Here is a 22,043-nt window from a genome sequence, read left to right as displayed (position 1 = left end):
TGCGCTTCGTTTTTGAAGCAATTGTCAAACCGCCGACACCATCGGTCAAAGCAGGGAGGCATCGCAGCTGGGGTTGTCTCTTTCATCGCCGATTTTTCAACGTAAAGTGCTTACTCTTTAACGATTATACTCTATTATACTCTTGTTGATCGTTTAAGTCCCAATAAGACTTTTTCTGACCTTTATGGCGCAATATTCGCTGGGCAATAAACCCGCCCAACCATCCACCTGCAAGTTCACACAGATGTAGCGTTTGTTCAGAAGTTCGCCAATCCTTTCGTTTAGCACGAGATTTATCATCTGCGTATAGAGCGTAAGTCACTAAACTCATTACGGGATAAAGAATCAGTGGAATGGGATTGCGTGTCGTCCATGTAAAATGAATAGCTCCAAACAAAGGCAGAAGCGACAACAGAACTACCTCAACTATCGGAAAGCTTGAAATGATGGCATCAGAGGGTTTAGTTCGACTACTTGAAGGTTCTGACTTGTTTCTTGCTCCCAGAATAAATGCGTTGTAAGCTCGAACTTTGCCATCTGAGTCAACTATGCAGTGGTAATAAATCGTGTCGTTTTCTTGTGGACGACGGGTTGCATCTTTAACTTCAGAAATATGCAAAAAAACTTCTTGACTCCCATCAACGGGTTGAATAAAACCAAATCCACGCTCATCTTTCCATTTTGTAAGCTTTCCACTGCGGAGACCGGATTGCATAAAAAATCTCAATAACGAAAACTTTGTGGTTCTAACAAATCATCTTCAAGGACAGCCACAACCAAAAAACGAAGCAGCCCAACTACATATTATAGGTCAACTTTCTCTATAACACTCTTGAAAGTAACAATATGTGGAAACTTTCTGTATAACACTCCATTTAGGCGCGATTGCCAGAACTTTTCCCTATATCACTCCCAAAAGCCTGTTAGCCAGATTAGCCTATTGCCAAAAACCTTGTTTAACTAAATTCCTGACAATTAGGCTCATTCTAGCGATGATTCTTCGATCTGACCGCACCCCTTGACAACAATTTACAATTATTCGACCTTTAGCGATCGCTATCGGGGGATAGTTGTTTTTTGTTACAGCAGTGGGGGAGAAGGGAGCGGGTTTTTCAAGTTGGATTGGCAGTTAATCATACTATTAAAAACTGATTCAGTATAACGGTCTAGTTGAGCCGCCGCAGATAACCTGTAATTTTTGTCGGTATTTTTGGTGAAGTCGTCTCCAACGCAGTGTTAGATGGCAGTTACTTTACGGATTTCTACGCTGCCTTCTTCAAATACTTGAACCGTGAGTTGATAGCCTTCCATTATTGACATCCTCACCGCCGTGAACGGACGGTGATTCCCAAACCTCACGATTTAGGTTTCTGCTTGGGGTCCCGAAGGTTTTTCGCACCTGCCGCCCCAGATTTACTCTGTTCTGGTCTTATGGTCGCTCTACAGACTGACACCGCAAGCCCTGCGGCCAAAATATTTTTACTGGCGTTAATATCTCGGTCATGGTGAGTCCCACAGTCTGGACAGTCCCATTCTCGAACATTTAACGGCATTTTCTCAGCAATATGCCCGCAATTACTACATCTTTTAGAGCTAGGAAACCATCTATCTATTTCGATGTAATTTCTTCCATACCAACGGCATTTATAGGCTAATTGTCGAGTGATTTCTCCCCAGCTTACATCAGATATTGCCTGAGATAACTTGGGGTTTTTGACCATATTCTTGACGGCTAAATTCTCAACCACAATCGTTTGGTTTTCACGAACTAATTGAGTGGTTAGCTTGTGTAAATGGTCTTTTCTGCTGTCGGTGATTCGAGCGTGAATTCTGGCTACTTTGATTCTCGCTTTTTCCCGATTTTTTGACCCTTTCTGTTTTCTAGAAAGATTTTTTTGTGCTTTTCGCAGTCTCCGATAATGCTTTTTAAAATGCTTGGGATTAGATACTTTGTCACCATCGCTGGTAATCACAAGGCTACTAATTCCTAAGTCAATTCCGATGGCTTTATCTGTTACTGGTAATGGCTTAATTGTTGGGTCATCAAATCTTATTGAGATATGCCAACGTCCAGAAGGATGTAATCTGACCGTTACTGTGCTTGGTTCACAGCTTTCTGGGATTTGTCTTGACCATCGAATAGGTAAAGGTTCTGTGCATTTGGCTAAATAGATTTGTTTGTCTTTAAATTTAAAGGCTGATTTGGTAAATTCGGCACTTCCTCCCTGATGTTTTTTCTTAAAGTTAGGATACTTAGTACGACCAGCAAAGAAGTTAGTAAAAGCTGTTTGTAAATGTCTTAACCCTTGTTGTAAGGGTACACAGCTTACTTCATTGAGAAAGTCTAATTCTTCTTGCTTTTTCCAATCGGTCAACATTGAAGAAGTTTGAGCGTAGCCTACTCTTTCTTGCTTTTCGTACCAAGCTTGTGTTCGTTCGTGGAGAGCTTTATTGTAAACCAATCTTACACATCCCAAAGTGCGCCGCAATAGCGACTCTTGTTCTGGTGTCGGGTAAAATCGGTAAGAATAGGCTTTTTCCATGTCTCATATTTTAGCATATATTTCGTAAATGTTCTAATATTTAACAGTAAAGCCGTCGTAGAACGACGGGGTTTCAGACCCAAAATTTTCGATGACATTCCCACTAGAGGTTCGGAATCAGCTTCATCAATTGGGATAGTCAGATAATCTCCATCCCAAATTACGAGAGCTTCATAGACATTAAAAACGCATTCGCTACCATCACCAAGAATAGCACGTCCTCGTCTTTTCCATTTTAGGTTTAGCTGATCGATTAGGTCTGGTGGCAATGAAAGCCAACCATTAAAACCTGTATCAACGATCGCATCTTGCGCGTAAATATTTCCTTCAGAGTCACAAGATCGAAAGTGAAATAATCGCCTCAAAATCCGCGTTAACGATTCCGGCGATCATACTAATCTCTTTGTCCGTCCACCAAATCGGCGAACATAGCGAGAACCGACTCGAACAATCCAGATTTGAGCATCTGGGTGACGGGCTTCGAGTCTATTGCAAGCAGATATTTCACGCGCATCAATTTCAAAGTCGCCAGTTTCAAGGTCAATTGCTACAATTTTGCCCTGATTACCCAATTCGACTTGTGGACGTATTTGAGTTTGATAAATCAGATCGCCACGCTGGGCAAATTCTTCTTTGCTATAGCGGGGTTGTCGGACTGTCATAGGATTGATCTTGTTGCAACTTTTGCCCCTCTATTTTAACCTAAACATTGGGAATCTTCGCTAACATTCCCCAACTGGTCCCACAAGAGCGGCATCGCACTTAAACCCACAGTTTCAATCAATGGGCATGGTGCGTTCCCCAAAATCGATCGCTGGAGCAGTGGGACTTGCATTAGGGAACGCACCCTACAAGATCGGCGATCGCTGCGGTTAGAGCAAGCTTTAGCTGTGTGGCGACCCCAGGCGGGTTATGCTGCAGGTTTATTGCTGAAATCCTTGCTGGACAAGTCCCATCAGTGGTGGTATTTCCTCGAGCATCCTCAAGTCTCTCCCGATCATAACCGAGCCGAGCGTTCTCTGCGTTTGGGAGTAACTAAGCGCAAGATAGCTGGTGGTTCTCGCTCCTTCAGTGGCTTTGTTGATACTGCCCGTTTATTGACCGTGATTCAGTCTTGTCGCGCCCAAGGCCGTTCGGTTTTAACTTTCTTCCGTCAGGCTTTGGCCTCTGTCCATCACCCCTTGAATACGGTTGTCTCTCTTATCCCCACTGCTGATTTTTCTCTCTTTGTCAACCCCTAGACCTGAATAGTTACAAAATGAGTTTTCGCTGACTTCACTTTCTCGCTTTGACGACCCCGAAAATATTAAAGTTATCCATCTGTACCTGGAAATCTTGAAAACCCGCATCAGTTGCCCATGCTTCGGTTAATTCTAGCGGTCTCAGGCGCATCACCCAAGGTTTACCTGTATGAGAATTTAATACCCTGGCAATAAACTCTAATTGGGGGTGGTAGGGTTGAATGGTAAAAATGAGCGTCCCGCCTGGTTCAAGAAGACGATATAATTGCTGGAAATGCTGACGAATTAACTCATTATCTGGTAATATTTCGTGGAGTCCCGAGACGACAATTAAATTAGGCGGTGGTAAGACCCGGTTTAAGTCGTCATCGTTAAAAGCGTCAGCTTGTTCGATAGTTGCTGATACGCCAAGGTGGAGAGCTAATTCTTGCGCTTTTTGCACATTTTCTGCCTTGTAATCTCGCAATAAAGCATTCACTGCACCACCCGAAAAATCTAGCAAAACTTCCAAGTCATAGCGGCCACCACCACAAGCAACATCGAGGAGGTTAGTTGTTACCCCTTGCTCAAAATTATCTTGGATAACTTGACGCAATACGCTTTTCAGAATTTCCCCACGTTGACGTATTCCCTGCCATCCCTGGGAGTCGAGATAAACACGGTCAATTATCTTGCCAAACCAGGTAATGCCGCTGGGACGATTGCGATAAACATACTCTAACATGACTCCTGAATCAAAGCCGTATTTCAAGCCCAGACGAATTCCGTCTGAAAGTTGCCCGATGGTTTGAAACAGCAATCTTACAAGGCTGTAGTAGATGGCTTTAGGATGCCAAATTGGCAGCGGACGACTTAGTGAATCATAGCTAGGTAAGGTTTGAGAATTCATGGTTAATTCCTTCGTTTAATCAAGAAAAATCAAGAACTTTTTTATTGCCAAGCAGAAAAATTTCCTGATGATGCCAACTCTTGTATTGACTGATTTAACAAATCCATAAAGCTTTGTTTATTGCCAGTCCAATGGAGAGGATTACCAAGCCAAACATCACAAAAGAAAGGGACTAATAAAGCTTCACCTTTGGGAAGTGTCTTGCCTAAACCATGCAAGAAAATTGGATAGATGGGGATTTCTGGATGCCGTTTCGCTAGATGGGCAATGCCACTCTTAAAGCTAGTTAAAGATTCAGGATTGCCGCGAGAGCCTTCAGGATAGATTAGCAGAATTTCTCTCCGCACTAATGCCTGAGAACAACTGTCTAGAGGATGCTCGCGAACATTCCCCATTTCGCGTCTTAAGGGAATGATACCAATAATATTTAGAGAAAACCAAGTCAGCCAGGGATTCTTTAACCAATAGTCCGCCGCCGCTACTGGACGCAATTTGTCTAATAACCTTAAGGGAAAGAGTGTCATCAATACCAGGGTATCGAGATGGCTGTTGTGGTTGGCAACAATTATCGCTGGTCCCGATTTTGGTAGCCTCTCTTTGTGACTGATTCTTAGTCCGATAATGACCAAGACAATCAGTCTAACCACGCAACCAAAAAACAACAATCGCAGTAACTTATTCAAGCTAACATCCCCCGGAAATAAAAGTAAACAGTAAAATGGAAAAATAGGGGAGCAGTATAAGTTAAACTGTCAATACGATCAAGAATACCACCGTGTCCTGGTAAGAGATTACCGCTGTCTTTAACTCCTAAGTCTCGCTTCAGAGCCGATACAGTAACATCACCAATAAAACCGGCAATTCCCAATAGTAACCCCAGCCAGAATGCGTGAGTTAAATTAAACGGAGTTAACCAAGGAGCCAAAATTACTGCCAATACTATTGTCGTTATTATCCCTCCTAGCAAGCCTTCCCAGGTTTTGTTGGGGCTAACTGTCGGTAAAACTTTATGTCTTCCCAAACTTTTTCCCCACAAGTACTGGGAAATATCATTCAGAGCCGTCAAAAATAAAAGATACAGTAACAATCCAGCACCGCCAGCTATGGGATTACCTGCGGGTGGTAGCCTTAATAAATAGGCGACGTGACTGATGCTAAATACTGTCAGCATCAATCCCCAATGTAGAGTTCCTATTGCCTTGAGAAAACCGTGTATTTCTCCTAAAATTACCATCCGCATCGGCAAGATAAGGAACATATAAACTGGGATAAATACTAAAAACATTCCGTACCACCGACTGTAAATCCAGTAATATTGTAAGATGATTGCTAAATAAGCCCAAAACAAGACGCGACGGTCTGCCCGCCGTGTCGGAATTAGAGATAAATATTCTTTCAGGGCCAGAAAACTGACAAAACCAAAAAAGATCACAGCTATTCCAGGACTGAGGATGAGAGAAGTTGAGAAAAGAAGGGTAATTGCCCACCAAGATTTGACTCGTTGCTTCAGTTCTGTATAATTTCTCTCTGGCAAAGTTAGGGAGAGAAGCTGAATTATGAGAGTCGCTAGTATTAATAGGATAAATACCCCTGCTAACCCCCAGATAACATTAATTGCTGGCTTCGTCCAAACCATGATACTCTAATTCCTTTAAGCTGCTGTAAGCCCGATTGATAATTGTCGAAAATAGCAGTAAGATTGTGGTAATCCAAATATAATCTAACCACTTTCCTGCTGTCAATCCTAATCCTAATAATAAAGCAATTATACCAAATAAAAAAGCACGATCACTTTTGCCCATTGGCCCTTGATATTGTCTTTTTCCACTCACTGTAACCCCGAGAACTCCAGTCATTTCACTGATGATTGACAGTAAGACAATTGGGACAACCAAAATACTAGAAACTCCTGGTATTAAGGCAAAGGGAAGGTAGAGGGCAGTATCAGAAATTACATCTCCTAGTTCATTTAAGATAGTACCTAACGATGTTTTCTGGTTGTAGTCTCTGGCTAACATCCCATCAATCGCATTCAGTGCAATTCGCATAAAAAGTACCAAAGGCATCAGCAACAGTAGCCAGCGCTGACAATGCCAAAGGACAATTGCTATTCCCATCAATACTGATAAGACAGCAGCAGATGTGGTAATTTGATTCGCCGTGATTCCTTGTTTCGCTAGTTGCTTGACTAGCGGACTCAATATCTTTTGAAAAGCTGGCTTTAATTGATAGATAGTAATCACGGAATTTAGATCAACTTTTATAAATTTAAAAATTTTTGTCCAGAGATATGGAACTATAAATATATCATACCAAGAGATAGGCGTGATCGCTAGAACTTTTCCCTATATCAACCCCAAAAGCGTGTTAGCCAGATTAGCCTATTGCCAAAAACCTTGTTTAACTAAATTCCTGACAATTAGGCTCATCCTAGCGATGATTCTTCGATCTGACCGCACCCATTGACAAAAATTTACAATTATTCGACCTTTAGCGATCGCTATCGGGAGATAGTTGTTTTTTGTTACAGCAGTGGGGGAGAAGAGAGCGGGTTTTTCAAGTTGGATTGGCAGTTAATCATGCTATTAAAAACCGATTCAGTATAAAGACCCCGTTATGCCGTGTCCCTACAGATAGACTTCAACGGCCCTAGCATTCGCCGCGTCACGGAATGAATATTCGCCTTGCGCCTCGATAGGTATCAATATCAAGCACAATTTCAACAAGACTTTCAACACACCGACCTCGATATTCCGAATCATTCAAAAGCCGATCAGCATTGCTAACGGTGATCACAGGCAATGACTCTGAGGTATTTTCTTCACGCAGGACCTGCTCTAGGGAATCTTTCCCTTCCATACTGTGATTAGCGGTAAGCAAAATCATCTGATTCTCTTGAGCAAGTCGCCAAACCGTCCTGTCATCACTGTTGATCGACAAATCCATCTCTGCAAAGGTGACGAACTGCATCGGGACGATATCAAGCCAGCCCTGAGTTGCGATCGCACCAAAGAAAACCAAGGCATGACCTTTGAGATTGTGATCAATCAAAAAAATCATACTTTCGACTCACGCTTTGCCTTAGCCACTCGAAGCTTTTCCCAAGCAGCCTCGGAGCCTGGCTTAGGTGGTTGCGCAGCAATACGGGCAACTCGCTCACGATTTTGCTCTTCATAATATTGTCGGAGTTCTTCAGCTTCTTTGAGAACTTGCTGGTACTCAGCTTCCACATCCGCACGATGAGCCTCAATATAAGCCAGGGCAGTGTTAATTTGCTCTTCCGTCAGATCAAATAATCCCTGAATGAACTTAGGTGGATATTGAGCAGTCACATAATCCATCACATCGTAGAGGGTGATGCGGGTTCCTGCGATCGTCAGTCCTCGCTCTGTACGAATGATATCAGTTTTTCCATTAGATGCGAGCGTCATAGCTATAGTCTCAGTCTTTCACCATCTCATTCCATATTACCGCATGAAAAAGCAAGGTGAGCAAACGCCCACCCTGACTACTAATTCGCAAGCTCTTTAATCCTCAACCCAGACTTTCAAAATGTATTTCAGCCTCGTTCCTGCATCTAGCCAGTAGTGAACTCCAATATCTGGCAATTCAGTATCATTTGTGTGAGCATCACCAGGCCCCGTACTACAAGATCGGCGATCAAATTTAGACCACAGCTTCAATCAATGGGCATGGTGCGTTCCCCAAAATCGATCGCTGGAGCAGTAGGAGCCACATTAGGGAACGCACCCTACGGCGATTGCGTACTACGGCGATTGCGTACTGCTACGCAGTGCCTTCGGCATCGCACTGCCATGTCTAGGAGCAAAGTGACGCTCGCGGCATCGGCAGCTGCAACGATCGGTTAGCCAGCGGTTACACAGGTAGCCAGGTATCCCGGTTTGGCAATGGGCCAGCCAACTTGCAGCGGGCAACAGGCGTCAGTGGATCAACGAGACCCTTCGTCTTATCTGACATGATAGAGTTGCCGAAGTTCATAACGTCGCAAGGCAGGACTGACCCGTGCACCCATTCAGAAATCGATCCATAAGGTTTACGAAACTTACTTGGTCCGTACTCGGCAATTGAGTTGGCAACGGGAGGATCATCGCCACGTCGGATTCCGACGTTATTGGGACGCTCCGCCTGTGCGTAAAGGGAGTGATCGAATTGCGCCACGGGATGAACGCTTCCATCATGGACGTGGGCAGTCGGGAAGAAAAGGGCCGTTGAATTCCGCGTCCTAAACGACAATGCCATGGGATGGATCCGCATGTCTCCAGATCGAAGCTGAAAGACGGCAAAACCAAAGTCACTGTAAAGCGGCAGCTGTTTCCAAACATCCTCTGGAAGGCGAAATCGAAGATCAAGTCTGTGAAAATCCGCGAGTGCGGGTACGAACGAAGCGTCAAACGCGCCAACTCGATGAACCATGAGATTTCTAGGACTCGCTCTCGCGACAGCGACGCCTTTGCTACGCATTTCCAGCGGCTGCGGGAAGCATCGATCCATGTCGCGAAAAAAGCCGTCGTAACCAGAAAGGTTTACGAAACTTACTTGGTCCGTACTCGGCAATTGAGTTGGCAACGGGAGGATCATCGCCACGTCGGATTCCGACGTTAGGCGCATCTCATACACTAAGTGCTGACGGTCGCCATTCAGGCGAGCGTAGATCTTCGTGTTGGACACCTGTTGAACGTCGTGAGAAAAGATACACATTGGATTGCATCTGCCTAACTACATATTATGCGGAAACTTTCTGTATAACACTCTATTTAGGCGCGATTGCCAGAACTTTTCCCTATATCACACCCAAAAGCGTGTTAGCCAGATTAGCATATTGCCAAAAACCTTGTTTAACTAAATTTCTGACAATTAGGCTCATTCTAGCAATGATTCTTCGATCTGACCGCACCCCTTGAAAAAAATTTATAATTATTCGACCTTTAGCGATCGCTATCGGGAGATAGTTGTTTTTTGTTAGAGCAGTATGGAGCAGTCTAACTGATGGCTATATTTCCAGATTATCGCCCGCAGGAAACCAATCTTCATCGAGAATTTGTTCAAGGGAACCAATGGGAATAACGGGGAAAGTATCGAGGGGTAATTGAGAGCGGTCACTGGCATTTTTTCGGGCTGAAAGATAACATTCATCAAAAATTTCCAAAAGATAAGGTTTCAGACTAGGACTATCTTTAAGTTCATCTAATATATCGAGACGAAAAGTTCTAATCTCTCCCTTCCAGTGACCTTCGTTTCTCTCTCTTTCTGCCGCCCAATATTTGAGCTTAAGTAAATGTTCTAATAATCGGGTTAACAGACTTTTAATTGTGCGCTTTTCACTCCTTCCCATACTTGCTAATTCCTCTAGTAAATTCTCTAAATCTACCCGCTCAAACTGTCTGGCTTGCAGTTGATTAATAGTAGTTCTAATCCAGAGATAAAAGTCTTCTTCGTACAGGGTTTTATTATCCATAATTTACCTCTATATATTACTCGTGGTTATTAGTGGGAAACCAATCTTCATCGAGAATTTGTTCAAGGGAACCAATGGGAATAGGGGGGAAAGTATCAAGAGGTAATTGAGTTCTAACTTGAGCCTCTTTTCTAGCAAATTGATAGCATTCCTCAAAGATTTCCAGAATATAGGGTTTTAAACTAGGGCTATCTTTAATTTCTTCGATTATTTGTCGGCGAAAGTTGATAATTTCCCCTTTCCAGTGACCCTCATTTCTAGATTTTTCTCCTGTCCAGTAAGTTAGTTTCAGCAAATGTACCAGTAATTGAATCAAAAGATTTTCGATTTTGCGCTTTTCACTCCTTCCCATACTTGCTAATTCCTCCAGTAAATTCTCTAAATCTACCCGCTCAAACTGTCTCGCTTGCAGTTGATTAATAGTAGTTCTAATCCAGAGATAAAAGTCTTGTTCGTACAGGGTTTTATTGTCCATAATTGACCTCTATATATTACTCATGGTTATTAGTGGGAAACCAATCTTCATCGAGAATTTGTTCAAGGGAACCAAGGGGAATAGCGGGGAAAGTATCGAGGGGTAATTGAGAGCGATCACTAGCATCTTTTCTAGCAAATTGATAGCATTCCTCAAAGATTTCCAAAAGATAGGGTTTGAGACTAGGGCTATCTTTAACTTCTTTGATTATTTGTCGGCGAAAGTTTCTAATTTCCCCTTTCCAGTGACCCTCATTTCTAGCTTTTTCTCCTGTCCAGTAGGTTAGTTTCAGCAAATGTACCAGCAATTGAATCAAAAGATTTTCGATTTTGCGTTTTTCACTCCTTCCCATACTTGCTAACTCCTCCAGTAAATTCTCTAAATCTACCCGCTCAAACTGTCTGGCTTGCAGTTGATTAATAGTAGTTCTAATCCAGAGATAAAAGTCTTGTTCGTACAGAGTTTTATTTTCCATAAATACTCACTTAAACTAAATAAAACGAGGATAATAATCAAAATTAACTATACAAACTAGCCACATATTCACCGTAGCCATTATAGGGCAGAGTTTCGATAATTTCCCAAGATAAATCACTTCTACTGCCGATAAATTTCTCCGTTGCTTGCGACCAACGGGGATGGGGTTTACTGGGGTTTACATTAGCCTCAAAATCGTATTCATGAGCGTCAATTGTGTTCCAGTAGGTGGCGGGTTGTTTGGCGGTAAATTCAATTTTTACTATCGATTTTGCTCCTTTAAAACCGTATTTCCAAGGAATAACCATTCGCAAGGGTGCGCCCTGTTGTTTCGGTAAATCATGCCCGAAAATTCCCACGGCAAAGAAAGCTAATTCATTGGCCATTTCTTCAATTCTTAAACCTTCTGTATAGGGCCAGGGTAAGGGACCTAAATGTAATCCTGGCCCCTTAGTAATTTCGGGATTATAAAAGGAGGTGAAACGGACGAATTTAGCTTCTGGTTTTGGTTCCACTGCCGCAATTAAAGCACCCATGGGAAAACCAAGCCAAGGTAACACCATTGACCAAGCTTCCACACAACGAAAACGATAGATTCTTTCTTCGAGAGGAAAGGTTTTTTTAATAGTATCTATATCGTAGGTTTGGGGATTTTTTACCAATCCTCCCACTTCTACCGTCCAGGGATTCGTCGGTAGTTTCTGCGCTTTTAACCAGATATTTTTCCCCCCTCCGAACTCATAAAAATTGTTATATTTCCCGGCTACAGTTTCGGCAGCTATGGGGCGATTTACCGTTAAAAACTGCGGATTCTTGCTGAACCCTTCAATTTTAGGTAATTGCAAACTTTTTTCTAAAGCTTCCGAGGAGGAGGATTTACCACAAGCAGTTAATAATAGGGAACTCCCCGCAATTCCTGTCCCGATTAACCCCTGTAAAAAGCGACGACGGTTAAAATAAACACTTTCGGAAGTAACTTCATTTTCGGAAATTTGCCAGGATTTAGCTAAACGAATTAAGACCATAATTATCCCCAATTTTATTGACAAAAAAACAGAGTTATGATATGGGATACCACAACTCTGATTGTACAATAGTTTGTCAGTTTTTTTAAGAAATTTCGGCGAGCATCGGGGCCGTCACCAGAGGTTCCCGTCGTCCTTTTAAGACCATGGGAACTCCTCGCGAGGGAGCAAGGGTTAAACCGCGGCGGCTGGGTTTTTCGGGGGTATTATTAACTAGAGTTAACTGATAATTGGCCAAAATTGTGGCGATAGCGATTTTCATCTCGTAGATAGCTAAAACTTCCCCGATACAACGACGCGCCCCACCACCAAAAGGCATATATTCATAGGGGGTGAATTGTTTTTCTAAAAAGCGTTCTGGTTTAAAAGTATGGGAATCGGGGAAAGTTTGCTCGCGGTGGTGAGCTAGATAAATACAACCCATAAGAATTGTCCCTTTTTCTAAAGGATAACCATCTAGTTCTACCGGTTCTTCCACTGCTCGCGGAAAAGTTAACATTGCCACGGGATGAATGCGTAAAGTTTCCGAACAAACCGCCGCAAGATAGGGTAATCGAGTTATGTCAATGGGGTTAGGATTATCTCCTAAAGTGGCTATTTCTTGGAGAATTTTTGCTTTAATTTCTGGATAGCGATGAGTCCAGTAGAGCGCCCAAGACATAGCGGTGGCGGTGGTTTCATGACCGGCGAATAATAAGGTCATTAATTCATCGCGCAATTCCTTATCGCTCATCGGGTTGCCTTCTTCATCCCGGGCCGACATCAGTAGTGATAAAATATCGGTGCGATTGGGGTTAGGATTAGCTTTTCTTTCGGCAATTTCTGTATAGATAATATCATCAATTTTTTCTTGGTAACGCTGGTATTTTCCCCAGGGACTCCAAGCACCAAAATCAGCCCGCAAAATTGGAAAAAATAACAAAGAAGCCATCACCGGAGAGTTAAAAATATCGAGCATTTCAGCGAGAGTTTTTTTCAGGGTTTGATAACGTTCCCCTTGACTAATTCCAAAAACTGCCTCCATAATTACTTGTAAAGCGATTGCTGTGGTCGCTGAACGGGCCTTAAAAGGTTGATTTTCGGGCAATTCTGCCATTACTCTCAGGGTAATATCGCGGATTAAATCGCCGTAGAAACGCATTCTTTCCCCGTGAAAAGGTGGCAATAAAAGCTGACGGCGTTTTTTGTGGATGTCTCCGTCTAACATGACGACGGAATAATCACCAATAATCGGGGCAATAATCCGATTGGCTTCCCCTGGTGCCGAAAATTTTTTACGGTCATTAGTTAAAACCTGTTGTAGGGCCGCAGGACTACTGACAAAGATAAAATTATCTACAGTTAAACCCACTTTTGTGCTAAAAATATCGCCATGCTTGCGGGCGGCATTTTCCATAAAAGCTACAGGATTAATGATCCATTGTGCCATTTGCAGGAAGGTAGGGGCCTTGACCTTGGGGATGATTTTCATAGATTAATTGCTATATCGAATGCTAATTATTTCTAATTGTGACATTTTTTCCCCAGAGACGGCAAGGTGTAATATCAAGTAAACAGCAACAATTACCGGGCTGTTGCTTGTCCTATCTTCTCCCAGAGAGGGAGATTTTCTGGGAATTTTCAGGATTGGCTTTCTGGTCTAAACAATGATAACTACGGTAGAATAGCCCCTAGTTCTATTTAATTCGCTTTTATAGTTTAATCTCTCTTTTATTCTCTTTTTAGGGACTTGTGATGATTATTTCCCAGTCCAGCAACTGGAAAAAGCTGGTTATTTGCCGTTATTTGCCGCTGCTAATCGCCTTTAGCGGCACTTTTCTCCTGACTACTCCCCCCGCTTTTGCCCTCGAATCCAGTGCCTCCACCGGTTTTAATCCTCAAACTATTCTTTTCCATGCCTTAACTTGGGTGGATAGTTTGGGGGCTGTGGGAGCGATCGCGTTTATAATTATCTATATTCTAGCTACTGTGGCCTTTTTTCCAGGTTCAATCCTGACTTTCGGGGCTGGTGTGGTTTTTGGCGTGCTTTTAGGCTCTTTTTACGTCTTTATCGCGGCAACTATCGGCGCTACCGCCGCTTTTCTGGTGGGACGTTATCTGGCGAGGGGTTGGGTGGTGGAAAAAATTCAAGGTAATAGTAAATTTCAAGCTATCGATGAAGCTGTGGGGAAAGAAGGCTTAAAAATAGTGCTTTTAACCCGTTTATCTCCCGTATTTCCCTTTAATCTGCTCAATTATGCCTATGGTGTCACCGGGGTTTCCCTGAAAGATTATCTACTAGGTTCCGCGGGCATGATTCCGGGGACGATAATGTATGTTTATATTGGCTCTTTAGCGGGTAATCTTGCCACTATCGGCACCTCAACACCAGCCACTAACCCAGCTTTACCATGGACTATTCGCCTGATCGGTTTGATCGCTACCGTTGCTCTCACCCTCTACGTCACAAAAATTGCCCGTCAGGCCCTGGCATCAGTTATCAGTGAATAGTCATCATTTATCAGTCAGGGGTTGGGGAAGTGGGAAGTGGGGTGTGGGGTGTGGGGAGAACAAATAAAAATAATCTCCTCACGACCGGCGACCGGCGACCGGCTACCCAAAACGAAAACTTCGTATCTCACCATTAAGATAACTGCTTTAATAAACCTCTTGCATAATTAATTTTTCAGGGTTCAAAAACGGCAAAAATAAGAATTAAATTGCATAAAATCGGTAAATAGACCATTTAACTGATTATTATTCATTCTTAATTCTCCTGACTACTGACTACTGGCTACTGACTCCTAACCCTAACAACAATTTTTGATTTTTACAAGAGGTCTAATATGTTTCAAAATAGCTCCAGTGAAGTTAATATTCTCCCCATGGACGAACATAATCAAAAATTAGTTAATTATGTTCATCCTGCCGATTGGCTCAATCCACAACCCCAAGATTGTTATGATTTAGTCGTCATTGGTGCGGGTACTGCGGGTTTAGTCGTAGCGGCGGGGGCTGCGGGTTTAGATATAGGTTTAAAAGTGGCTTTAGTGGAAAAACATCTCATGGGGGGAGATTGCCTCAATTTCGGTTGTATTCCTTCTAAATGTCTGATTCGTTCCTCTAGAATTATCGGGGAAATTGAGAAAGCCAAAAAATTAGGAATTAATATTGGGGATACTAGGGTAGATTTTGCCAGAGTCATGACCAGAATGCGACAAATTCGCGCCGATATTAGCCATAATGATTCGGTGCAACGTTTCCAAAAACTAGGTATCGATGTCTTCTTGGGTAGCGCTCGTTTTTTAGGAGAAAATGCTGTGGCAGTGGCGAGAAAAACTCTCGCTTATAAAAAAGCCGTCATTGCCACTGGTGCTGGGGCCTTTCATCCCGATATCCCCGGACTAAAAGAAGCGGGATTTTATACCAATGAAACAATTTTTTCCCTCACAGAATTACCTCCTCGATTAGCTATTATCGGTGGCGGGCCGCTTGGTTGTGAATTAGCCCAAGCTTTTCAAAGGTTAGGCGCACAGGTGATTTTATTTCATAATCATTCCCATCTTTTGAATAAAGAAGACCAAGAAGCGGCCGAAATTATTGAGAATACTTTCCTGCGGGAAGGAATGCAATTAATTCTCTCTTGCCAAATTGAACGGGTGACAAAAAATGAGCGGGGTAAAACCATTGAATATACTAGCAACGGTCAAGGAGCAACTATCACCGTTGACGAGATTTTAGTCGGTGCGGGCCGGGAGCCGAATCTGTCAGGATTAAATTTAGAAGCGGTGGCCGTGGAATACGATACTCGTCGGGGAGTTAAAGTCAATGATTATCTGCAAACTACTAACCCGAAAATTTATGCGGCCGGTGATATCTGTATGGATTGGAAATTTACCCATGCCGCCGATGCAGCCGCGCGTATTGTGATTAAAAATACCCTTTTTTCTCCCTTCGGTTTCGGACGCGATAAGCTCAGTAATTTAGTTCTGCCTTGGGTCACTTATACCGACCCAGAAATCGCCCGGGTGGGTATGGATGAAACCCAAGCACAGACCCGGGGATTGGTCACTAATACTATTAAAATTCCTTTGAGTATAGTCGATCGAGCTATCACTGATGGCGAAACAGCAGGTTTTCTAAAAATTATTCACAAACAAGGTTCCGACCAAATTTTAGGAGCCACTATCGTCGCCGCTCACGCCGGTGAGATGATTTCCGAAATTACCACCGCTATGGTTGCTCAAATCGGACTGCGTAAACTCTCTAGTGTTATTCATCCCTATCCCACCCAAGCGGAAGCGATTAAAAAGGCCGCCGATGCCTATCGTCGAACTCTCTTGACTCCTAATAGTAAAAAACTCTTGGAATTGTTGACTAAATTATCGGGTTAAAATCAATGATTGCCACCGGAGAACTGCGGCAGAACTTTGAACAATTCTGGCGGGAAGCTGCCGCGCAGTTGGGAAACGCCCAATCCCTCACCGAACTGGGGTCGGGGAAATGGCAGGAGTACCAGTTGGAGAAATACCAACCCCTGACGTAGCTCTGCCCTTTTTAGAATACAAGTAAACGGTGAAAACCTTCTTGCTCAAAATGGCGATCGGTGGTTAATGCTTCATTAATATTGTACTGGCGCATCAATAAAAAGCTAACGGCATCACATAAGGAATAAGTCTTGTCTTGCCGTGCCATCAATAGTTTGACAGCAGCACGATGTAAGGGTTCATCTACCCAAACTGTCTCGATATCTGGATTTTCTAGCAAATCGGTGATAAATTCTAGGGTGGCTAAACGCGGGTAACGCCGTGTATGGGCTAGAGTGACATATTCGGCTAAAATGTAGCTTTGAACTAATCGGATTCTTGTGTTTTTATACAAAAAACGGGCTTGCTGGTGACAAGGTTCGGATTCAAACTGCAAGCATAGCAAACCAGATGTATCTAGAAGCATCAATCTTCCTCATGGTTACTAGCGTATTCTCTCGCAAGATCAGCATCAATGCTTTCATTATCTGCTCCTGGAGGATAGCCGCTAATTGAACCAATATGTCTCTCAAAGCGTTGACGTGCTGCTTCTTTTTCCGCTTCCGTGCGTTGGTCTTTATCTTTTGTTAAGCGATACTGTCGCTCGAGGGAAGTTGCGGCTAATTCTGACAGGTCGATACCTAATATTTTAGCTTGCTGTTGCAAGGCGGCATAGACTTCATCGCTCAATTCTAGGGTTAAGACTTGACTCATTTGGCTGTACCTTCATTGTGGCTATTGATTAGATTAATTTCTTTTTTAACTCTTTGACCATTATAACCTCGGACTCTTCACAGTAGCACTGTAGGGTGGGTTAGTAACCCACCGCATATTAAAAAATTGATGGTGCGTTACACGCGCGTTTTCGCACCCTACTGGACTGTTTCAGATAAAATAGGGCAATAGATTTCGGCTTAAAGTCTTAGATTATAGAATTTATAGCATTTTTCTAATACACCAAATTAGCTGAAACAATCCACTACAGCGATGGCGATCGCACTGTCGGTTGGTAATTTCAATATAAGCAGCATCGTGGCGCACTTGATTCGTCCAGCCTGCTTTCAACACCCATGCGGGAAAGGAAGCTTTATTACGGGCGCTGTTACAGATTACGGCTTTTTCAGCCTTGTCGGGAAGACAGGGCTGGCAATTTTTTTCAGCAGGCGAACTTGAAGCAGGTTAGGTTAAAATTAACTTATTCGGCTCTGATTTTGGATTGGGGAGTTATCTGCTCTCTTCCTAGGAAGGGAAGCGATTTGCCGAAACGGGATGCTCCCTAAAAATCAGAAAAAATTCGCTACACCAGTCTCAAGGAGGAAAGGATGTCTCAAGTCTCTATTCAATCAGATTTGGTCGAGGATAAAATTCAGTCCAGGCTCGTTATTCGTATCGCGTCAATTATTGATGATTTTATCAAGAATGAGAGCTTATTTGAAGATTTAAATAGAGATGAAATGGTTAAGTATTTTGTGAATTTACTGACCGAAAAATTTTCTTCTTCAGAATTAGAAACAATGCCCGATGAAAGTCTAGGTCGCAAAATCAGGCGAGTCTTAGGAGTGCAAGCAATGGCGGGAATGCTGAAGGATTTAACTCCAGAACAAATGGCAGAGTTTGAAGCAGTGATGGCAAGTTTTAGATAGAAATAGTAAATAGTCGTGGGTTATCTACTCGATACTAACATCGTCACAGCTATTCTCAAAGACAACCAAGTAGTCGTTGAGAGATTGAGTGCAGTAAGGCTACAAGGAAAGGATGTTTTCATAAGCTGTATTACTTATTTAGAAACTGAAGCTGGACTATTAGCAGTTAAGGCAACGAAGAAGTTAGCAAGATTTCAGAATTTGTGTCGCACTGATTTGAGAGTATTGTTGTTAGATACAATGGAGATTGTTCATCAAGCCGCAGCAATTTCTGCTGATTTAAGGCTTAAGGGAACCCCCATACAAATGACTGATATTCTCATTGCAGCAACAGCTATTAGCTATAATCTCATTGTCGTTTCTGACGACTCAGATATGCTGAGAGTTCAGGGATTAATCGTAGAAAATTGGCGGCGATGAGATAATTTGCTGGTGATGATCTCACCCATCCAGGAAAGGAAGCTTTATTACTAATATTTTAGCCTGCTGTTGCAAGGTGGCATAAACTTCATCGCTCAATTCTAGGGTTAAGACTTGACTCATTTGGCTGTACCTTCATTGTGGCTATTGATTAGATTAATTTCTTTTTTAACTCTTTGACCATTATAACCTCGGACATCAGCTTGTCTCTTCACAGTAGCACTGTAGCACTGTAGGGTGGGTTAGCGACAGCGTAACCCACCGCGTATTAGAAAATTGATGGTGCGTTACACGCGCGTTTTCGCACCCTACAGCGATGGTGATCGCACTGTACCTCTCTTTTTAGCTTTCTGTTGAATTAGTCTCTTATTTTTGGGGAGTTATTACAAAAAATTATAAGTTAGTTTGACGCAAGAAAACTCAACACAGATAACCTTTTGTTGGGTTGCGCTATCGCTTAACCCAACCTACTTTACTGAGAATTTTACCAATTTATCTGAACAGGATATTTGGCTAATGTTAAATCGTGGCTAATTAGTATGACATTTTCAATGTTAGCTTGAGCAACCAACAAACGGTCAAATGCATCTTTATGGATATTCGGTAAAGTATTTAAAGCTAAAACATGGCTAACTGTAATTGACAACAGTTCAAGTTGATTAGTTTGTTGCTGAGTATTAATCATTTGTGCCAAAGGTAGCTTGAGTGATAGTTTACCTAATTGGAGCTTGATTTGCATTTCCCAAACACTGGCAATACTGAGTAATAGTATGTTAGTTGGATTTCTACACAATTCTAAAGCACGTTGAGATAGTTTCTCTGGTTCACTATCCCACCAAATAAATGTATGGGTATCCAAGAGTAATTTCATAACTCGCCTGTCCAAAATTCTTCAGGAAGTGGCTCATCAAAATCTTCGCTCGTCCAAATTTTTCCTGAGTGTAGTCCTGGTTGTCTTAAGTTAGAAGTTTTAGTGGTTGTTTCTTCAGTTTCTACTAGGGAAATAAGACGAGCTAGAGGTTTATTTCCTTCAGTTATAATAATCTCAGTATCTGCCTTTACTAGAGAAAGTAACTCTTTTAATGTTAACTGTATTTTGTTGGCATCAATAATTTTATTTGACATGATGAATTTTCTCCTGTTATTTTCTTAATGAAGAATCTCTTCTCACCTTATCTAGTTTTCACAGAAAATTGTAGGTTGGGTTGACGCAAGGAAACCCAACACAGATAACCTTTTGTTGGGTTGCGCTATCGCTTAACCCAACCTACTTTACTACACCTTCATCTAAGGAATGGATGAGAAAGTAAGCTAGTTCAGCGCGATCTTGCATAGGAAGTTGAGCAAGTTCTATTTTGAGGGTTTCTGCTGTTTTAGTCATCTTGAAAGCATCTATAACCAGTCATCTTAGATTGTAACAGATCTCGGCTCGCAAGATAAACCATACTCCTTGAAATCATGGGAATTGAGAGAGTTATGCCAAAAATACCCCCTCAACTGACTGAATGAAGGGGCATTTGTCCTATTTTTAGTGGGCAATTTAGCCTACTTTTGTGGTCTCTTTTTCTGAAGATTTGGATGACTTCAGTTTGCGTTTGAGGGTTGAGGCTGCGCCGAGAGTGCCGAGAGCAAGTAGGCCCAGAGATAAACTAGGTTCGGGAACTGGTTGAATATCAGAACTAAAGAGTTTCACGGGCACACTACAGCAATTAGTGCCTAGTTGTAAACTGGGATTGTTGAAGGAACCAATAACATTCTGATTGCCAGTTAAAGCAGTGATGCCATTCTCAGCAACACTATCGAAAGCAACATAGTACCCAGCAAAAACACTAGACGTAGCAGTTAGACCGTAAGTGATTCCGGGTAAGAAAGTAAAAGACAGAGGATCACTTTCTTTGAAAGTATTGTTAGCTAAATCAGTACCTCCATCACTAGCGAAAGTCTTTGGGTTGCTAGAGAATAGAAGATCTCCGTTCCCGGAATTAAAGATTAAGAACTTGAGGTCCCCGGCAGTAGACAAAGCGTTGAGGACAGAGAAAGATGTGATAGTTGTTTGTTGGTTAAACGTGTATCGACCAACTGGAGCATCGCCGCCATCTCGCTGAGTATTAAAAGGATTGAGGGTTCCAATTTCATCAAACAGAACAGACGCTTCTACAGGTCTTACTGAACTAAGAGTGGCAAAACCTAGCGTAGCAGCACCAACAACAATAAGTAAATTTTTATGCAACAACATGGGGTTAAGCCTCCCGAAATATTAGGTATTGCCCTTGTAGCCTGGGTCAAGCAACAGGACACCCCGATTAATTCCGACTTATTGAAAAGGGACAACGGATTCATGGGGGTTCCGAGCTTCGCTTATTGAGAATGAGGCAATTTTTCGAGGTGTTTAACAGCCCAACCCAACCCCAAAGGCGGTTGAAAACAACAATACACACTACCCCCCCGCAAATGTATCCTAAACTACAATTTAATAAATCTTTACATTCTTCTCCCTGACTAGGGATTCACAGCAGAAAATGAAGTCTGCGTCCCCAGAATGCCCGATGGGGCAGAATTGATTGTCACCCGCAGCCCCCTGGTGAATTCCAACGGTGTCATCACCCTGACTAACCGCCACCTCCCCCAACTGATGCGGTTGGAAGGCACAATTCACATCCATCCCGAAACCGCTGCCAAGCACCTACAGGCGGACTTCGATGGCCATAGGCTGGCGTTTGAACGGGCGGACAAATATCCCACTCTGACGGCAGAAATTAAAGAAGCTCTGTTGCCCGAAAACCGCTATCCTGATGTGGTCAAGCGAGATAAAGTTCCCTATCAGGGCAGTTTTGAAGAAATTGCTGTCAGTGCGGTCAATAATGACATCGGCAAGATTGCCAATCAAATTATGATGGCTGTCACCTTGCGTTGGGAAACCATTTTGATGCCAGGGGAAAAAAAAGAGGGTTATGTTAAGCCGGTTGCTCAGTATTATCGGAGTATTCTTGCCAAAAATGCCGATCCAGAACAAGATTTCCAGATTCCTGGGTCATATCGGGACGGGATACAAGCGATCGCTAACTTACCGCAACAACTCTCCCCCCAACAAATTGAAACAGCCCTACAACAGATGCGGGACATCCAATTTAAGATTGTTGGGGACTTATCCAACGAACTACAGGTAGCGGTTGACGGGCCACAAAGTGCTTTACGGCCGGATGCGGCAATTCTCAAGGCCTGTAAGGAAATTGGCGGCTGACAGGGGGACAAGCCAGCTGAAAAGCTTATGTAGCATGGAATACAGACACAGACTCCCAAAAAAGATAAGTCATATTTACCATATATGACCTAAATAACGAAAATGATA

The 22,043-nt window shown here is 42.7% G+C and carries 28 protein-coding genes; 7 read left to right on the top strand and 21 right to left on the bottom strand.

Going from position 1 to position 22,043, the window contains the following annotated elements:
• Positions 1-124: 124 nt before the first annotated feature.
• The 4 genes from H6G48_RS22060 to H6G48_RS22045 all read right to left on the bottom strand — a co-directional run bounded on the left by H6G48_RS22060 (position 125) and on the right by H6G48_RS22045 (position 3,205).
• The gene (locus tag H6G48_RS22060; RefSeq protein ID WP_190723195.1) at positions 125-715 is read right to left on the bottom strand and encodes a DUF1294 domain-containing protein; all 591 of its coding nucleotides are present in this window, start codon (positions 713-715) and stop codon (positions 125-127) included.
• Between the two features lie 640 nt (positions 716-1,355).
• The gene (locus H6G48_RS22055; protein WP_190723194.1) at positions 1,356-2,543 is read right to left on the bottom strand and encodes an RNA-guided endonuclease InsQ/TnpB family protein; all 1,188 of its coding nucleotides are present in this window, start codon (positions 2,541-2,543) and stop codon (positions 1,356-1,358) included.
• Positions 2,465-2,812 (bottom strand): hypothetical protein, encoded by a 348-nt coding sequence (locus H6G48_RS26580; protein WP_242034734.1) that lies wholly within the window; start codon positions 2,810-2,812, stop codon positions 2,465-2,467. The genes H6G48_RS22055 and H6G48_RS26580 overlap by 79 nt, the downstream gene beginning before the upstream one ends.
• 120 nt (positions 2,813-2,932) lie before the next feature.
• Positions 2,933-3,205, bottom strand: coding sequence for a hypothetical protein (locus H6G48_RS22045; RefSeq protein WP_002757090.1), 273 nt, complete (start codon positions 3,203-3,205; stop codon positions 2,933-2,935).
• A 228-nt stretch (positions 3,206-3,433) separates the two neighbouring features.
• Between H6G48_RS22045 and H6G48_RS22040 the strand changes: the two genes are divergently transcribed.
• Positions 3,434-3,784 carry an IS66 family transposase gene (locus tag H6G48_RS22040; protein WP_002768794.1) on the top strand — a complete coding sequence of 117 codons (351 nt, stop codon included), beginning with the start codon at positions 3,434-3,436 and terminating at the stop codon, positions 3,782-3,784.
• 34 nt (positions 3,785-3,818) lie between these two features.
• Here the strand turns inward: H6G48_RS22040 and H6G48_RS22035 are convergent, their stop codons facing one another.
• From H6G48_RS22035 to H6G48_RS21980, 12 genes are all read right to left on the bottom strand, one after another.
• Positions 3,819-4,673 (bottom strand): class I SAM-dependent methyltransferase family protein, encoded by an 855-nt coding sequence (locus H6G48_RS22035; protein WP_002768795.1) that lies wholly within the window; start codon positions 4,671-4,673, stop codon positions 3,819-3,821.
• 41 nt (positions 4,674-4,714) lie between these two features.
• Positions 4,715-5,356, bottom strand: a complete 642-nt coding sequence (locus tag H6G48_RS22030; RefSeq protein WP_012265433.1) for a lysophospholipid acyltransferase family protein — start codon at positions 5,354-5,356, stop codon at positions 4,715-4,717.
• Positions 5,353-6,309, bottom strand: a complete 957-nt coding sequence (locus H6G48_RS22025; RefSeq protein WP_002768798.1) for a phosphatidate cytidylyltransferase — start codon at positions 6,307-6,309, stop codon at positions 5,353-5,355. The genes H6G48_RS22030 and H6G48_RS22025 overlap by 4 nt, the downstream gene beginning before the upstream one ends.
• The gene (locus H6G48_RS22020) at positions 6,284-6,916 is read right to left on the bottom strand and encodes a CDP-alcohol phosphatidyltransferase family protein (protein WP_002768800.1); all 633 of its coding nucleotides are present in this window, start codon (positions 6,914-6,916) and stop codon (positions 6,284-6,286) included. Before H6G48_RS22020 ends, H6G48_RS22025 begins: the two co-directional genes overlap by 26 nt.
• A gap of 421 nt (positions 6,917-7,337) precedes the next feature.
• Complete coding sequence (locus H6G48_RS22015) at positions 7,338-7,733, bottom strand: ACP S-malonyltransferase (RefSeq protein ID WP_185237602.1); 396 nt, start codon at positions 7,731-7,733, stop codon at positions 7,338-7,340.
• Positions 7,730-8,104 carry a DUF433 domain-containing protein gene (locus tag H6G48_RS22010; RefSeq protein WP_002758343.1) on the bottom strand — a complete coding sequence of 125 codons (375 nt, stop codon included), beginning with the start codon at positions 8,102-8,104 and terminating at the stop codon, positions 7,730-7,732. Before H6G48_RS22010 ends, H6G48_RS22015 begins: the two co-directional genes overlap by 4 nt.
• A gap of 445 nt (positions 8,105-8,549) precedes the next feature.
• Positions 8,550-9,392: a hypothetical protein gene (locus H6G48_RS22005; RefSeq protein WP_190723193.1), complete on the bottom strand. Its 843-nt coding sequence runs from the start codon at positions 9,390-9,392 to the stop codon at positions 8,550-8,552.
• Between the two features lie 292 nt (positions 9,393-9,684).
• Entirely contained in the window at positions 9,685-10,149 is a 465-nt protein-coding gene (locus H6G48_RS22000; RefSeq protein ID WP_002796831.1) for a DUF29 domain-containing protein, read from the bottom strand.
• Positions 10,150-10,165: 16 nt separating this feature from the next.
• Positions 10,166-10,624 carry a DUF29 domain-containing protein gene (locus H6G48_RS21995; protein ID WP_012265437.1) on the bottom strand — a complete coding sequence of 153 codons (459 nt, stop codon included), beginning with the start codon at positions 10,622-10,624 and terminating at the stop codon, positions 10,166-10,168.
• Positions 10,625-10,640: 16 nt separating this feature from the next.
• Positions 10,641-11,099: a DUF29 domain-containing protein gene (locus H6G48_RS21990; RefSeq protein WP_190723192.1), complete on the bottom strand. Its 459-nt coding sequence runs from the start codon at positions 11,097-11,099 to the stop codon at positions 10,641-10,643.
• A 43-nt stretch (positions 11,100-11,142) separates the two neighbouring features.
• Complete coding sequence (gene msrP / locus H6G48_RS21985; protein ID WP_190723191.1) at positions 11,143-12,126, bottom strand: protein-methionine-sulfoxide reductase catalytic subunit MsrP; 984 nt, start codon at positions 12,124-12,126, stop codon at positions 11,143-11,145.
• Between the two features lie 85 nt (positions 12,127-12,211).
• Positions 12,212-13,597, bottom strand: coding sequence for a cytochrome P450 (locus H6G48_RS21980; protein WP_190723190.1), 1,386 nt, complete (start codon positions 13,595-13,597; stop codon positions 12,212-12,214).
• Between the two features lie 263 nt (positions 13,598-13,860).
• On the opposite strand from H6G48_RS21980, the gene H6G48_RS21975 reads away from it, so the two are divergent.
• From H6G48_RS21975 to H6G48_RS21965, 3 genes are all read left to right on the top strand, one after another.
• Positions 13,861-14,616 (top strand): TVP38/TMEM64 family protein, encoded by a 756-nt coding sequence (locus tag H6G48_RS21975; RefSeq protein ID WP_190723189.1) that lies wholly within the window; start codon positions 13,861-13,863, stop codon positions 14,614-14,616.
• A 335-nt stretch (positions 14,617-14,951) separates the two neighbouring features.
• A complete protein-coding gene (locus tag H6G48_RS21970) occupies positions 14,952-16,499 on the top strand; it encodes a mercuric reductase (protein ID WP_190723188.1) in 1,548 nt (515 codons plus the stop codon).
• A 5-nt stretch (positions 16,500-16,504) separates the two neighbouring features.
• Entirely contained in the window at positions 16,505-16,651 is a 147-nt protein-coding gene (locus H6G48_RS21965; protein ID WP_190723187.1) for a hypothetical protein, read from the top strand.
• An 11-nt stretch (positions 16,652-16,662) separates the two neighbouring features.
• On the opposite strand, the gene H6G48_RS21960 is transcribed toward H6G48_RS21965, so the two are convergent.
• Positions 16,663-17,061, bottom strand: a complete 399-nt coding sequence (locus H6G48_RS21960; protein WP_199328873.1) for a type II toxin-antitoxin system VapC family toxin — start codon at positions 17,059-17,061, stop codon at positions 16,663-16,665.
• Positions 17,058-17,345, bottom strand: a complete 288-nt coding sequence (locus H6G48_RS21955; RefSeq protein ID WP_190723185.1) for a hypothetical protein — start codon at positions 17,343-17,345, stop codon at positions 17,058-17,060. Before H6G48_RS21955 ends, H6G48_RS21960 begins: the two co-directional genes overlap by 4 nt.
• Before the next feature lie 608 nt (positions 17,346-17,953).
• On the opposite strand from H6G48_RS21955, the gene H6G48_RS21950 reads away from it, so the two are divergent.
• Entirely contained in the window at positions 17,954-18,274 is a 321-nt protein-coding gene (locus H6G48_RS21950; RefSeq protein WP_190723184.1) for a hypothetical protein, read from the top strand.
• Between the two features lie 15 nt (positions 18,275-18,289).
• Complete coding sequence (locus H6G48_RS21945) at positions 18,290-18,694, top strand: type II toxin-antitoxin system VapC family toxin (RefSeq protein WP_190358567.1); 405 nt, start codon at positions 18,290-18,292, stop codon at positions 18,692-18,694.
• A 484-nt stretch (positions 18,695-19,178) separates the two neighbouring features.
• Here the strand turns inward: H6G48_RS21945 and H6G48_RS21940 are convergent, their stop codons facing one another.
• From H6G48_RS21940 to H6G48_RS26575, 3 genes are all read right to left on the bottom strand, one after another.
• Complete coding sequence (locus H6G48_RS21940; protein ID WP_190358566.1) at positions 19,179-19,565, bottom strand: type II toxin-antitoxin system VapC family toxin; 387 nt, start codon at positions 19,563-19,565, stop codon at positions 19,179-19,181.
• Positions 19,562-19,819: a type II toxin-antitoxin system Phd/YefM family antitoxin gene (locus H6G48_RS21935; RefSeq protein ID WP_190358565.1), complete on the bottom strand. Its 258-nt coding sequence runs from the start codon at positions 19,817-19,819 to the stop codon at positions 19,562-19,564. The genes H6G48_RS21940 and H6G48_RS21935 overlap by 4 nt, the downstream gene beginning before the upstream one ends.
• Before the next feature lie 415 nt (positions 19,820-20,234).
• Positions 20,235-20,930 (bottom strand): PEP-CTERM sorting domain-containing protein, encoded by a 696-nt coding sequence (locus H6G48_RS26575; protein ID WP_242034733.1) that lies wholly within the window; start codon positions 20,928-20,930, stop codon positions 20,235-20,237.
• 303 nt (positions 20,931-21,233) lie between these two features.
• On the opposite strand from H6G48_RS26575, the gene H6G48_RS21925 reads away from it, so the two are divergent.
• Positions 21,234-21,935 (top strand): hypothetical protein, encoded by a 702-nt coding sequence (locus H6G48_RS21925; RefSeq protein WP_242034732.1) that lies wholly within the window; start codon positions 21,234-21,236, stop codon positions 21,933-21,935.
• Positions 21,936-22,043 lie beyond the last annotated feature (108 nt).

The organism is Microcystis flos-aquae FACHB-1344 (genome assembly GCF_014698375.1).
GTDB classification, from domain to species: Bacteria; Cyanobacteriota; Cyanobacteriia; order Cyanobacteriales; family Microcystaceae; genus Microcystis; species Microcystis aeruginosa.
Note: the sequence above shows the minus strand (reverse complement) of the source record. Positions and strands in the feature narration are given on the sequence as shown.